The following is a 13,000-nucleotide window of genomic DNA, read 5'->3' as shown; positions in this document are numbered from 1 at the left end:
GGAAACATGTTCAGCCCCGCTCCACGCGACCTCGTCGAGCGCATTCGCGACGGCCAGCGCTTCTTGCTGACCAGCCACATCCATCCCGACGGCGACGCCATCGCCTCCGGCGTGGCGCTCGCCCGGCTGCTGCGCAGCCAGGGAAAGGGAGCCACCCTGTGGTACCGCGACACGCCGCCCAAGATCTACCGGGCGGTGCCTGGCGTGGACCGAATCCACCTCGGTGAAGCGCCCCCAGCGGGCTTTCCGAAGAGCTTCGACGCGTTGATCGTGCTCGAGTGCCCCAGCCCGGAACGGTCCGGCCTGGAGGAACAGTTCGGGAAGCTCCCGCTTTTGAATATCGACCACCACCTGGGCAACCAGTACTACGGATCGGTCAACTGGGTGGAGCCGTCGGCACCGTCCGTCGGCGAGATGGTCTACCGGCTGGCTCGCACGATGAAGCTGGCGATCGATGAGCAGACCGCCAATGCCCTGTTCCTGACCCTGGTGACGGACACCGGCGGTTTCCGCTTCTCGAACGCCACCGCCGCAGCCTTCGAGGCGGCGGCGGATCTGGTGCGCGACGGCGCCCAGCCGCCGTTGGTCTCGAAATGGGTCTATGAAAGCCAGCCGGAGGGCATGATGCGCCTGCTGGCGGAGATGCTCCAAACCCTCGAACTGCACGCCAGCGACCGCATCGCACTGGTTCGCTTGGAGCCGGAGATGTTCGAACGGGCTGGCGCCGAGGCCGGCGACGCCGAGGGGTTGATCGACTTCCCACGCTCGATCGCCGGAGTCGATGCGGTGGCCCTGATCCGCCGCCGGGGCGAAGGCGAGTACAAGATCTCGCTGCGCAGCCGGGGGACCATCGATGTCGAGAAGATCGCCCGCCGGCACGACGGAGGCGGCCACCATAACGCCGCCGGTCTGGTGATTGAAGCGTCCTTCGATGAGGTTCGCCGCACTCTGCTCGACGAACTCACTTCTGCCCTCGAAGCGAGCGGCGCGGGAGAGGAAGAGTGAAAAAGCACGGTCTTTTGTTGGTCGACAAGGCCACCGACTGCACCTCTCACGACGTGGTGCAGCAGGCGCGACGCATCCTGGGAACCCGCAAGATCGGCCACTGCGGCACCCTGGACCCGGCGGCTACCGGCCTTCTGGTGCTCACCGTCGGCGCCGCGACACGTCTCACCCGCTTCCTGATCCGGGCGCCGAAGGTGTATGAGGGCACCATCCACTTCGGTCAGGTGACAGATACCTACGACGCCGAAGGCGAGATGGTCGAGGAGCACTCGACGGCCGCCTTGACCCAAGACTTGGTGGCCCAGGCGATGGCCTCCTTCGAAGGCGAGATCGATCACCAGGCGCCCCCCTACTCGGCGAAGAAGCACCAGGGCAAGAAGTACTACGAACTGGCCCGAGAAGGCCAGGAGATCCCCGTCGAGACCAAGAAGGTCACCGTTTGGGAGCTTTCGCCGCAGGGGCCACTGGAGGACGATCGCATCGATTTCGTGCTCTCCAGCTCCTCCGGCACCTACGCCCGCACGCTGGCCTACGAGGTGGGCCGCGCCGTCGGCACCGGCGCCCACTTGTGCCGCTTGCGGCGTCGGCAAGTCGGCCCCTTCGAGCTGGCGCGGGCCTTGACCCTCGACGAACTGAAGGGCCGGGTTCAGGAAGGGGTGCGCGAGGAAAACCTCGGCTCCGCGTGGGTACCCTTCAATGAAATCCGCCTGCCCTTCGGTGAGGTGACCCTCGACGTCCAGCAAGAGCGGCGCATTCAGCACGGCCAGACGGTGCTGCTGCGCGGTCGCCAGGAGAGCGAAGGGGATTGGATCAAACTGCTGGGTTCGCGGCGGCAGTTTCTCGCCGTCGGCGCGGTGACCGAACGCATCGGCGAACGCGGCGTGACCATCGTCCAGCCGAAGATCGTCTTCTCCAATCTAGCAGGCTGCTGAAAGAGCGCTCCGCGCATGATTTCAGCAATCCTGCTAGATCTTTGTTTTCAGGGGGCTAGGCGCCCCCTCAGCCGAAAAGACGCGTCTTTCCGGCTTCACCCCGTCCACGGCGACTTCGTCGCCGCCTCGCCCTCCAGGCTCGGAGCTGGGAACTGACCAATTATTCAGATTTCTGCGGACGGATACGCGTCAGAATGCGACGTCTCCGGCGGCCTTCGTGGTATGGTCGCGCGGTTGAGAACGAGAAGAAGAAGAGAAAATAAGGAGGAAGTCCCCGTGGCTCAGACCACAGAGAAGAAAGCAGAGATCATCGAGGAGTACAAGCTCCACGACTACGACACCGGATCGCCGGAAGTCCAGGTCGCGCTGTTGACCCAGCGCATCGCGGAACTCACCGAGCACTTCAAGGTTCACAAGCTGGATCACCACGGACGCCGCGGCTTGCTCAAGCTGGTCGGCCGGCGTCGGCGCCTGCTCGACTACATGAAGAGCAAGGACATCGAGCGTTACCGCACGATGATCGAGCGCCTCGGACTGCGGAAGTAGCCGCCGTCCGGGAATGATCGCCCGCCCCGGAGCCTCGAGAGCACCGGTCGAGGGCCATCCCCCCACTCTGACAATCGAACTCCGGCTCATCCCCGGCTCGGCCGGCTGGCCGGAGGTTCGAACCGCGCACCCTTGCGCACCCGGACCGCGCTCCAGGTGGAGCCCGTCCGTTGAAGCGACAGTTGAGAGAAAAGAGAAAATCGCATGAAAACGACCAAGACCATCGAAATCGGTTCCCAGTCCATCACCGTCGAGACGGGCCGCATGGCCCGCCAGGCGGACGGCTCCTGCACCGTGCGCTGTGGCGACACCATGGTGCTGACCACCGCCTGCATGGACAAGCGGAACGATCGGCCGCGGGACTTCCTGCCCCTGACCGTTGAATACCGAGAGAACACCGCCGCCGCCGGCCGCATCCCCGGCGGTTTCTTCAAGCGTGAAGGCCGCCCGTCGGAAAAAGAGATCATCACTTGCCGCCTGACTGACCGGCCGCTGCGCCCGCTGTTCCCGGACGGCTACTTCAACGAGACCCAGATCATCTCCTTCGTGATGTCCGCCGATGGCGAAAACGATCCGGACATCTTGGCGATCAACGGCGCCTCCATCGCCCTGGTGCTGTCCGAGATCCCCTTCTACCACCCGGTGGGCGCCGTGCGTGTCGGCCTGATCGAAGACGAGATCGTCTTCAATCCCACCAACAGCGAGCGCGACCTCGCCGACCTTGACTTGATCGTCGTCGGCACTGAGGAGGCGGTGGTGATGGTCGAGGCGGCCGCCAACCAGGTGTCCGAGCAAATGCTCCTCGACTGCATCTTCAAGGGTCACGAAGAGATCCAGAAGATCATCCACGCCCAGCACCAGCTCTACCGTGAGCTGGGCATCCAGAAGCCCGCCTGGGAAGCTCCCGAGAAGTATTCCAAGGACTTTCTGGAGCAGGTGCGCTCCGAGTTTTACGGCACCCTGAAGGGCGCCATGCAGACCCGCGGCAAGTTCGAACAGCGGGACCGCATCAAAGAGGCAGTGGACGCCTACGTGGAGCGCATTCCGGAAGAGGACGAAGAGCGCCGCGCCCAGTTCAAGGTGATTCTCAAGAGCCTCGAAGAGGAGATCCTGGCGGACGTAGTGCTCAATGAAAACCAGCGCCTTGACGGCCGGTCTCTCGACGAGATCCGGCAGATCACCATCGAAACCAGCATCCTTCCCCGCACCCACGGCTCGGCGCTCTTCACCCGCGGCGAGACCCAGGCGATGGTCACTGCCACCCTCGGCACCAGCCGCGACGCCCAAATCATCGAGGAATACGAAGGCGAGAGCCGTCAGAAATTCCTCCTCCACTACAACTTCCCGCCCTTCTCCGTCGGCGAAGTGCGCTTTCTGCGCGGCCCCGGACGGCGTGAGATCGGCCACGGCGTCTTGGCCCGTCGCGCCCTGACGGCGGTCCTTCCGGACGAAGATGACTTTGCCTACACCGTGCGGGTGGTCTCCGACATCCTGGAGTCCAACGGCTCATCATCGATGGCGACGGTGTGCGGCGGTTCCCTCGCTCTGTTCGACGCCGGCGTGCCGATCAAGGCGCCGGTGGCTGGCGTCGCCATGGGCTTGATCAAAAAGGGCGAGCGCTTCGCGGTGCTCACCGACATCGCCGGCCAGGAAGACCACTTCGGCGACATGGACTTCAAGGTCGCCGGCACCCGCGACGGCATCACCGCCCTGCAGATGGACATCAAGATCACCGGCGTCAACCGGGAAATCATGGCGCGGGCGCTGGAGCAGGCCCACAGCGGCCGTATGTTCCTGCTGGACAAGATGGACGATTCGCTGCCGTCGGCGCGCGAAGAGCTGTCCCGCTACGCGCCGCGCCTCTACACCGTCGAGGTGCCGCGCGAGAAGATCCGCGACATTATCGGACCGGGAGGCAAGACCATCCGCTCCATCGTCGAGGAAACCGGCTGCGAGATCGACATCCAGGACGACGGCCGGGTAGTCATCGCCTCGCCGGACGAACCCTCCGCCAAGCACGCGATGGAATTGATCGAGCGCCTCACCGAGATGCCGGAGGTTGGCAAGGTCTACACCGGCCAGGTGCGGCGGGTGGAGGGCTACGGCGCCTTCGTCGAGATCATGCCGGGTACCGACGGTCTGGTGCACATCAGCGAGATGGCCCCTTACCACGTCAAGGAGATGAGCGATCTCGTCTCCGAGGGCGACGAGATGGAGGTCAAGGTCATCAACATCGACGAGACCGGCAAGGTTCGTCTGTCTCGCAAGGCGGTCATCATGGAGGCACCGGACTACGACCCGGCCCAGTATGCCCACCTGCAGGAAGCGAACGCGGGTGGCGGCGGTGGCAACCGCGGCGGACGCTCCGACGGCGGCCGTGGTGGACGCGGCGGGCGTTCCGACGGGGGTCGAGGCGGCCGTGGTGGCCCTCGTGGCGGCCGCGGCGGCAACCGCGGTGGACGCGGCGGGCGCCGGTAGGCCGGCACCTTGGGCGCCCACTCCGGCACCGTAGAGCGCGACCGCCTCGTCGCCGATCTCGATGTCTTCCTGGAGGCCGACCAGGGCACGGACTATTGCCCCAACGGCCTCCAGGTCCAGGGCGCCTCGAAGATCCACAAGATCGTCACCGGGGTCTCGGCCTGCCGCGAACTCTTCGAGCGCGCGGCAGCGGCCGGGGCCCAGGCGGTTCTGGTGCACCACGGCGTCTTCTGGCGCGGAGACCCCTACCCCATCACCGGCATGCAGTACGGGCGCATCCGCGCCCTGCTCGCCGCCGACCTCAACCTGATTGCCTACCACCTCCCCCTCGACCGCCATCCCGAGGTCGGCAACAACGCCCTGGCCGCCCGCGCCCTGGGCCTCGAAGATCTCGAGCCCTTCGCCTTCCACGACGGCTTGCCGACGGGTTTCCAGGGACGGTTCCCAGAGGCCATCACCGCCGAAGAGTTGGTGCGTCGGGCCAAAGCCCTCTACGCACAAGCCCCCTTACATCTCGGCACAGGCCCCGATCGAGTCCGCACCCTCGGCATCGTCAGCGGCGGCGCCCAGCGCGACCTCTTCAAAGCCATCGACGAGGGCCTGGACGCCTTCCTCACCGGTGAGGTCAGCGAGTGGGTCACCAACACCGCCCGCGAGTGCGGAATCCACTATCTCGCTGCCGGCCATCACGCGACCGAGCGCATCGGCATCCGGACCCTCGGCGAATGGGTCGCCGAACGCTATGGCGTGGACGTCGAATTCATCGACGTGCCGAATCCGGTCTGAAGCCGCGACGGCCTAGCCTTCGACGCGCCACTCACTCCTCGAATTCAGCTTTTGCTGCCCTTCTTCGGTCACGACAACAAACGTTCAGGCCTCTGGGCTTCTGCCTAGGGAGTACCACGGATCCACGATTCAGCTAGCCGTCAGTTTCTTGACCAATGGCCTTGGAAAGGCTACGGTCATTTTGAGATCCAGATTCATCAAGGCCAGTGACTCTGATTGTCGAACGATCGAAAAGGACTCAACATGGGTTTCCCTGAGCGCTATCTGCCGACCGTCGTACTCTCACTAGTGGCTGCCCATCTCGTCTTTGGGCACTCTCCAACTTCGTGGGCTCAAGAAATTCCGCCAGTTCTCTACGCCGACGTTCCTCTTGGATCAGACCCCTCGATCCCCGTTTGGCTCGCCGCGGACGTTGCAGTCGATCCCGATGGGAGCCTCAGCGAGCTGCTCTCATCAGGTAGCCAACTCACGATTCATTCACTTCTTAGAAACGCCTCCCCCAACCGCTGTACCGAGGTCACGGAGTTCTACGATCACGACGTCTACATCACAACCGACCGATCAACTCTCCAAGATGCCCTAGAAGGCGACGCTCTGATTGTCTTGGCGAGGGTGGATCAATCGGCTCCCGGATTTCTGCGGTCCGAGCCAGGACAGATGTTCTCCGCGCGAGTTCTCGAGAACTTGAAAGGAAATGCTCCGAACTCGATCTACTTCTTCGTCCCGGTAGGAGAGTTTCGGGCAGGGCCCTATCGAATCTGCAAGGTCGATATGCGCTACAAGCGAATTCCCATTCATGGAGATGAGGTTGTCTTGATGGTGCCGCGTGTGACGAATACCAACGAGCCATTTCTTGCTCTCTCGACCGGCGCAGGACTCTTTCAGAGAACTGAGGATGGCTGGTTGGTTCCGCCGTCAAGATTCCGGGATGTCTCCGTCAAATGGTCAGCCTTTCTTCGAGATGCAAAGAGAGGTGCGCGAGAATGAGCCGCCTCGCCGCTCATTGGATTCCTCAGCACGCTCGCCTTTGCAGGTTTCGTCCTAGCGTGCGTCAGCTCGGGCCGTTCAACCGGCCAAAGAGTAGGCTACGACTCGATGCAAGTGCGAGGTACCAACCTCACCGCTTCTCAATCAAGTGCGCTCCAACGGGGAATGGATCAGTGGAATAACCAGAGTTGTAACACCGGTGGCAGGTCGTTTCCGAGGCTGCAGCAGTCGGCCCAGGGGGCGGGGCGAATAATCGATGTCACTTTCATTTCTGGCCTGTCACCGAACGGTACTTGCGGCTCCTTCGCTGGGAATCTGATCAAGGTCTACGAGCTTGCTCGGCTACCCGACGGTCGGGTTGTTCCCTGCGGTCGTTCAGACATCCTTGAAGACACTTTTGCTCACGAGCTGGGCCACCTACTAGGCCTAGACGATCAGTACGGCTCCGGATGCTCCACTCACATCATGGGTCAGGCAACTATCACTTCGTCGGGGCAGTACGTTCAGCGCGCTGTCAAACCAGGTGAGTGCCAGAAGGTTGCGGACACCAATGAGACGCCGCAAGAGCAGGTTGCGGTGGATTGTCTGGTGGCTCCCGATTGCCAGACGCCGCCAAGCTGCCCGAACGGCAATCCCCAATTGTGTTCCCCGATCGTCTTAGACCTCGACCGACAGGGCTTCGAGTTCACCTCCTGAGCGGATGGAGTCGACTTCGATCTAGATGCCGATGGCGAGCGTGAGCGGATCGCGTGGAACGCCTATGCCAAGAACACCGATCCCTTTCTGTTCCTCGATCGGAACGGAAACGGCCTAGTGGACAATGGGCAAGAGCTGTTTGGCGATTCAACTCCGTTCTTGGGCGGAGGACGCGCACAGAACGGCTATCAGGCGCTTTTTGAGCTGGATGTCGTTCACGGCAACGGCAACGGCTGGATCGACCGTAGCGACAAGGCATTCGAGATGATCGGACTGTGGGCCGACTCCAACCACGATGGAATCAGCCAGCCGGAGGAAATGCAGACCTTGGTGGACGCTGGAGTGGTGGCGATCTCGACGGAATACTTCTCGGGACTTTACTTCGATCCTCATGGCAACGCCATGATGTTCACAAGCGAGGCCCTGGTCCTCGATGAGTTTGGAGAGGTGACGGATACGAAGACCGTAGACGTATTCTTTACGGCTGACGACTAACCAGCAGCCTTCGAAAACAGCCGGAAGAAGTTCTCGGTCGTTCGCCGGACGGTCTCTTCGAGCGCCTCGCCGCGTTCGTCGGCCAGGCGCTGGGCGATTTCGTGGACGTAGGCCGGTTGGTTCTTTTTGCCGCGGTAGGGCACCGGGGCGAGGTAGGGGGTGTCGGTCTCGACCAGGTCGCGGTCGAGCGGCAGTTCCGGCAGGACTTCGCGCACGTTGTCCGCCCGGTTGAAGGTGATCATCCCGGAGAGGCCGAGGTAGGCGTCCCGGGCGATCAGTTCGCGGGCCATTTCGAGGCCACCGGCGAAGGAGTGGAAGTCGGCTTTCAAGTGCACATAGCCTGGGTCGCGGAAGACTTCCAGCATCTTCTCGTTGGAATCCCGATTGTGCACCACCACCGGTAGATCCAGCTCCAGGGCCAGGTCCCACTGGTCGCGCATGGCGCGCTCCTGCACCTCGCGGGGTGAGTTGTCGTAGAAGAAGTCGAGGCCGCACTCCCCCACCGCCACCGCTTTGGGCTCCGCCAGCAGGGAGCGGAGGGCGGGCAAGTCTTCGGCAGCCCAGGAACTCGCCTCGTGCGGATGGACGCCCAGGGCACACCACACGTCGTCGTGCCGGTGGCAGAGGTCGAGCAGGGTTTCCGCGTCGCTCAGCCGGATGGCCGGTACTAGGAAGCCGCGGAGGCCGCGCTCGCGGGCGGCGTCGAGGGCGCGTTCGCGCTCGTCCGGCGGCAGGGACTGCAGATGACAGTGGGAGTCGATCAATCCCTCGCCGGGTACCGAAGTGGGCTCGCTCACCAGACCGGCCTCATGAAACGCGGGTCCCGTTCTCGACCGGCGTCTCCGGGCGGATGACCACTGGCTGGCCGTCGACGGTGGCGGCCAGCACCATGCCGCGAGACTGGACCCCCATCAGCTTCGCCGGAGCGAGGTTCGCGACCACCACCACCTGAGTACCCACCAGGTCTTCCGGCGCATACTGCTTGGCGATGCCGGCCACCACCTGACGAAGCGTCTCCTCGCCGAGATCGATTTCCAGACGCAGCAGCTTGTTGGACTTCGGTACCGCCTCGGCCAGCTTGACGGTACCGACCCTCAGTTCCGATTCGAAGAACTGGTCGATCTTGATCAGCCCTTCGTCGGAGGGCTCCTCCATCTCGGCCGCCTGTTGCCTCGCCTGCTCGTTCGATGATTCCGCCTCCGCGGCAGCGGCGATCTCCGCCAGGTACGCCTTCTGGTCAATGCGTGGAAAGAGCGGTCCGCTCTCCGGCAACTCGGCGTCCACCGGGGTGCCACCCCAGTCGAGGTCACCGTTCTCGGCATCGCCCGCGATGGCGGCCAGCACCTTGGGTGCGACCTGCGGCATGAAGGGCAACAGCGCCGTGGTGGCGATGCGGGTGGCTTCCAGGCCATTCCACAGCACCCGAGCCAGGGCGTCGCGCTTTGACTCGTCCTTGATCATCTTCCAGGGCTCGCGCTCGACGATGTACTGGTTGGCCTGGGAAAGGAGCTTCCACAGGCTCTCCAGGGCTCGGCTGAAGGCCAACTCCCCCATCGCCTGGTGGAAGCCGACGACCGCTTCTTCGGCCGCGCCGATCAGCGGATTGTCGTCGCAGGAGAGCGGCGGCGTCTGGCCGCCGAAGGCGCGGCGCGACAGGGTCACCAGCCGGCTCACGGTGTTGCCCAGGGTGTTCGCCAGATCGCTGTTGTAGCGCTCGATGAACCCTTCGTCGGAGAACTGGGCGTCCTGGCCGAAGACCATCTCCCGCAGCAGGAAGTAGCGCAGGCTGTCGGCCCCGAAACGTTCGATCAAGGCGTCCGGCCGCACCACGTTGCCGACGGACTTGGAGACCTTTTTCTTGTCCAGGAGCCACCAACCGTGAGCCCAGACGGTGGTCGGTAGCGGCAGGCCGGCGGACATCAGGAAGGCCGGCCAATAGACCGCATGGAAGCGCAGAATATCCTTGCCGACCAGGTGCAGGCGCTCGTCACCGCCCTGCCAGAACGTGTCGTAGAGGTCCGTCGCCTCGCTGCCGAAGCCCAGGGCACTGATGTAGTTGGTCAGGGCGTCGAGCCATACGTAGACGGTTTGTCCCTCGTGCTCCGGGAAGGGGATTCCCCAGGTGAGACCCGCCCGGCTGACGGAGAGATCCCTTAAGCCCGACTCGACGAAGGACCGCACCTCGTTCAATCGCGTGCCAGGCTGCACGAACTCCGGATGCTGCTCGAACAGGTCCAGCAGCGGCTGCTGGTAATTCGACAGGCGAAAGAAGATGTTCTCCTCGGAGTGCCACTCGGCCGCCGTCTCGTGCACCGGGCAGCGGTTCTCCGGCACCAGTTCCTTGTCCGTGTAGAAGGTCTCGCAGGAGGGGCAGTACCAACCCTCGTGGCGGGCGGTATAGAGATCCTCCGCCGCCACCAGCCGCTGGATCATCTCCTCGACGCCGCGGGCATGGCGGTCCTCGGTGGTGCGCACGAAATCTTCGTGCGAGATGTCCAGGATCTTCCACAGCTCGTGGTAGCGCTCTACGATGCGGTCCGCCAGCTCGATCGGCCGGATGCCCTCGTTCTCCGCCGCGCGCTCGATGTTTTGGCCGTGCTCGTCGGTGCCGGTGAGGAAGCGCACTTCCTGCCCCCGAGAGCGCCGGTAGCGCGCCAGGGTGTCGGCCACGACGGTGGTGAAGATATGCCCGATGTGGGGCATGCCGTTGACGTAGTAGATCGGGGTGGTGACGTAGAAACGACTCATGAGATTCCTCCGAGGACTTCTCCGGACGGCGAATCGTAGCAAAGCCGGCGCGAGCCGCGCCCGCGACCCTCAGGCCTTGGACGACGAACCGGCCGCGATCAGATCCTGCGGCTGAAAGCGGTACTGAGCACAACAGAAGACGCAGTCGGCTTCGATCTCGCCGGACTCTCCGACGATCGACTCGATCTCTTCCCGGCTCAGCACCGCCAGGTGATTGCGCAGGCGGCTCCGGCTACAGCGGCAGCGATACTGCACCGGCAGATCCTCGTGCACCACCGGATCGAGACCGGCGAGGATGGCACCGAGGGTTTCCTCCCGGCCGCCAGCCTCGATCAGCCGGCTGACGCCGACGGTAGCGGCGATGTTGCTTTCCAACCGCTCGACCGCTTCGAGCCCGCCGTCCGGCAGCACCTCGACGATCAGACCGCCGGCTCCCGCCACCCCCTGTGGCTTGCCGAGGACCCCGACCAGGACCGCCGTGCGGGTCTGCTCGCTCTGCAGCAGGTAATGGGCCAAATCGTCTCCGATCTCACCGCTCACCAACTCCACCTGGCTCTGGTAGCGCTTCCCCTGCCGCTCGCGGCCGACCCGCAGCAGGCCCTTGCCCACCGCCGCGCCGACGTTGAGCTTGCCGGCCGCCGTGTGCGGCACATCCACCTGCCGATGGGCCACCCTGCCGCGTAGGTTGCCGGCGTCGTCGACCTCGACCATCAGATGGCCCAGGGGGCCGTCGCCGTGCACCTCCAGGACCATGCGGCTGGGCGTCTTCGCCGCCATCCGCAGCATCAAGGTGGCACCGGCGAGGCTCCGCCCGAGAGCCGCGGCCGCCACCGGCGAAAGGTCCATGCGGCCGCGCATGGTCTCGACGATTTCCGTCAGGTCGACAAAAGCCCAGCGCAACTCACCGCCTCCGGCGGTACCGGTTTGGAGGGTGCCCCGGGCAAAGATCTCCGTGGAGTCCGTCGCCGCTGCTTCAGCCATCCCCGCCTCCTTCCTCGACCGCGGCGTGACCCGCATCGCTCGCCACCTGCGCCGCCCGCCAAACCTCTCGCCAGGTCACCCCGGCGGCCCGCGCGACCTTGCGGCAGTCTTCGTACTCCGGTGCGGCGGAAAGAGCACGGCCGGCGAGGAACCCCTCCTTCACTCGTACCGGTCCCCAGGGGGTTTCCACCGTACGGTGGGAGCGCTCCGCCTCCAGGCGCTCCGCCTCGTGCCAGCGGCAGCCCAGGGAGCCGGACTCGGCGAGCAACAGGTTCGCCAGCGGCAGGCGTTCTTCCTTGCGGCACAGCACCGTCACCAAACACCCGGGCCGGTTCTTCTTCATTTGCACCGGCGTCAGGTAGGCATCGAGGGCGCCGGCTTCGAGCAATCGCTCGAACAGATGACCCAGCCCCTCCGCCGGCAGGTCGTCGATTTCCGTTTCGATCACCGTCACTCGGGCGGACGGGCTGGCGCCGGATTGGCCGCTCCCTCGGCCGCGCAGGATTCTGAGGGCGTTGGGCTGGCCGGGGATCTCTCGCCTGCCGAGGCCGTAGCCGGTCGCCTCCAGCACCATCGCCGGCACACCTTGGTCGACTACCTCGCCCACCAGCTCCGCCAAGATCACCGCTCCGGTGGGGGTCACCAGTTCGCCGACTCCTTCCCCCCGAATGGGGATGCCGGCGAGCAACTCGGCGGTGGCCGGCGCCGGCACCGGTAGCCGGCCGTGGGCGGTCATCACCTCGCCGGAGCCCACCCGCACGGATCCCGCGGTGATGCGATCCGGTGCCAGATGATGGAAAGCCGCCGCGATGCCCACCAGATCGACGATCGAATCGATCGCCCCGACCTCGTGAAAGTGCACCGACTCGATGGCCATGCCGTGCACCTTGGCCTCGGCCTCGCCCAACCGCTGAAAGAGCCGCATCGCCGTCGCCTTCACTTCGTCTCCGAGTCGGCTGCCGGCGATCAACTCGACGATTTGCGACAGGGTGCGACCATGGGAATGATCGTGCTCGTGGTCGCGATGGCCGTGATCGCCATGGCGGTGGTGGTGACGTCCTCCGGCCTCTTCCTCGGGATCCGGACCCTCGACCGGCGCGCCGTGTTCCAGAACCCGAAAGCGAATGCCGGATATCCCACCCCGCAGGGCCCGAAAGCTCTCGATCGCGACCCCCGTCAGATCGAGCGCGTCGACCGCCTCGGTCAGCACTTCGAGGGGCATCCCGAGGTCGAGACAGGCGCCGAGAAACATGTCGCCGGCGATACCGCTGTGGCAGTCCAGGTGGAGGTGGCTTCCGGCCTTCATGGGACGTGAAGTTACCACGCAAATGAGTGTCGGAATGGCC

General features: G+C 64.6%; 11 protein-coding genes. 7 read left to right on the top strand and 4 right to left on the bottom strand.

The genetic code is table 11. The features are described from left to right. Positions 1–6: 6 nt before the first annotated feature. The 7 genes from AAF481_14750 to AAF481_14720 all read left to right on the top strand — a co-directional run bounded on the left by AAF481_14750 (position 7) and on the right by AAF481_14720 (position 7,925). Complete coding sequence (locus AAF481_14750) at positions 7–1,005, top strand: bifunctional oligoribonuclease/PAP phosphatase NrnA (protein ID MEM7482432.1); 999 nt, start codon at positions 7–9, stop codon at positions 1,003–1,005. Continuing rightward, the gene (truB, locus tag AAF481_14745; protein ID MEM7482431.1) at positions 1,002–1,937 is read left to right on the top strand and encodes a tRNA pseudouridine(55) synthase TruB; all 936 of its coding nucleotides are present in this window, start codon (positions 1,002–1,004) and stop codon (positions 1,935–1,937) included. The genes AAF481_14750 and truB overlap by 4 nt, the downstream gene beginning before the upstream one ends. 276 nt (positions 1,938–2,213) lie before the next feature. Further along, on the top strand, positions 2,214–2,483 hold the full coding sequence (gene rpsO, locus AAF481_14740; GenBank protein ID MEM7482430.1) for a 30S ribosomal protein S15: 270 nt from the start codon (positions 2,214–2,216) through the stop codon (positions 2,481–2,483). A gap of 204 nt (positions 2,484–2,687) precedes the next feature. Beyond that, entirely contained in the window at positions 2,688–4,961 is a 2,274-nt protein-coding gene (pnp, locus tag AAF481_14735) for a polyribonucleotide nucleotidyltransferase (GenBank protein ID MEM7482429.1), read from the top strand. Positions 4,962–4,970: 9 nt separating this feature from the next. Further along, the gene (locus AAF481_14730) at positions 4,971–5,747 is read left to right on the top strand and encodes a Nif3-like dinuclear metal center hexameric protein (GenBank protein ID MEM7482428.1); all 777 of its coding nucleotides are present in this window, start codon (positions 4,971–4,973) and stop codon (positions 5,745–5,747) included. A 243-nt stretch (positions 5,748–5,990) separates the two neighbouring features. Continuing rightward, positions 5,991–6,734 (top strand): hypothetical protein, encoded by a 744-nt coding sequence (locus AAF481_14725; GenBank protein MEM7482427.1) that lies wholly within the window; start codon positions 5,991–5,993, stop codon positions 6,732–6,734. 813 nt (positions 6,735–7,547) lie between these two features. Further along, positions 7,548–7,925, top strand: a complete 378-nt coding sequence (locus AAF481_14720) for a hypothetical protein (protein MEM7482426.1) — start codon at positions 7,548–7,550, stop codon at positions 7,923–7,925. Here AAF481_14720 and AAF481_14715 read toward each other — a convergent pair. The 4 genes from AAF481_14715 to larC all read right to left on the bottom strand — a co-directional run bounded on the left by AAF481_14715 (position 7,922) and on the right by larC (position 12,960). Then, positions 7,922–8,722, bottom strand: coding sequence for a TatD family hydrolase (locus tag AAF481_14715; GenBank protein MEM7482425.1), 801 nt, complete (start codon positions 8,720–8,722; stop codon positions 7,922–7,924). The two genes, AAF481_14720 and AAF481_14715, sit on opposite strands and share 4 nt — an antisense overlap. A 10-nt stretch (positions 8,723–8,732) precedes the next feature. Continuing rightward, entirely contained in the window at positions 8,733–10,673 is a 1,941-nt protein-coding gene (gene metG, locus AAF481_14710) for a methionine--tRNA ligase (protein ID MEM7482424.1), read from the bottom strand. 69 nt (positions 10,674–10,742) lie between these two features. Beyond that, entirely contained in the window at positions 10,743–11,654 is a 912-nt protein-coding gene (locus AAF481_14705; GenBank protein ID MEM7482423.1) for an Hsp33 family molecular chaperone HslO, read from the bottom strand. Further along, positions 11,647–12,960, bottom strand: coding sequence for a nickel pincer cofactor biosynthesis protein LarC (larC, locus tag AAF481_14700; GenBank protein MEM7482422.1), 1,314 nt, complete (start codon positions 12,958–12,960; stop codon positions 11,647–11,649). Before larC ends, AAF481_14705 begins: the two co-directional genes overlap by 8 nt. Positions 12,961–13,000: the final 40 nt, after the last annotated feature.

The sequence above is a fragment of the Acidobacteriota bacterium genome, from assembly GCA_039030395.1.
GTDB lineage: Bacteria > Acidobacteriota > Thermoanaerobaculia > Multivoradales > JBCCEF01 > JBCCEF01.
The sequence above is the reverse complement of the archived record's forward strand: the minus strand, read 5'-3'. Positions and strand labels throughout refer to the sequence as shown.

Coding starts and splice junctions, on each gene's coding strand:
- larC (MEM7482422.1), bottom strand. CDS start 12,960: ATGAAGGCCGGAAGCCACCTCCACCTGGACTGCCACAGCGGTATCGCC.
- pnp (MEM7482429.1), top strand. CDS start 2,688: ATGAAAACGACCAAGACCATCGAAATCGGTTCCCAGTCCATCACCGTC.
- metG (MEM7482424.1), bottom strand. CDS start 10,673: ATGAGTCGTTTCTACGTCACCACCCCGATCTACTACGTCAACGGCATG.
- AAF481_14750 (MEM7482432.1), top strand. CDS start 7: ATGTTCAGCCCCGCTCCACGCGACCTCGTCGAGCGCATTCGCGACGGC.
- AAF481_14725 (MEM7482427.1), top strand. CDS start 5,991: ATGGGTTTCCCTGAGCGCTATCTGCCGACCGTCGTACTCTCACTAGTG.
- AAF481_14705 (MEM7482423.1), bottom strand. CDS start 11,654: ATGGCTGAAGCAGCGGCGACGGACTCCACGGAGATCTTTGCCCGGGGC.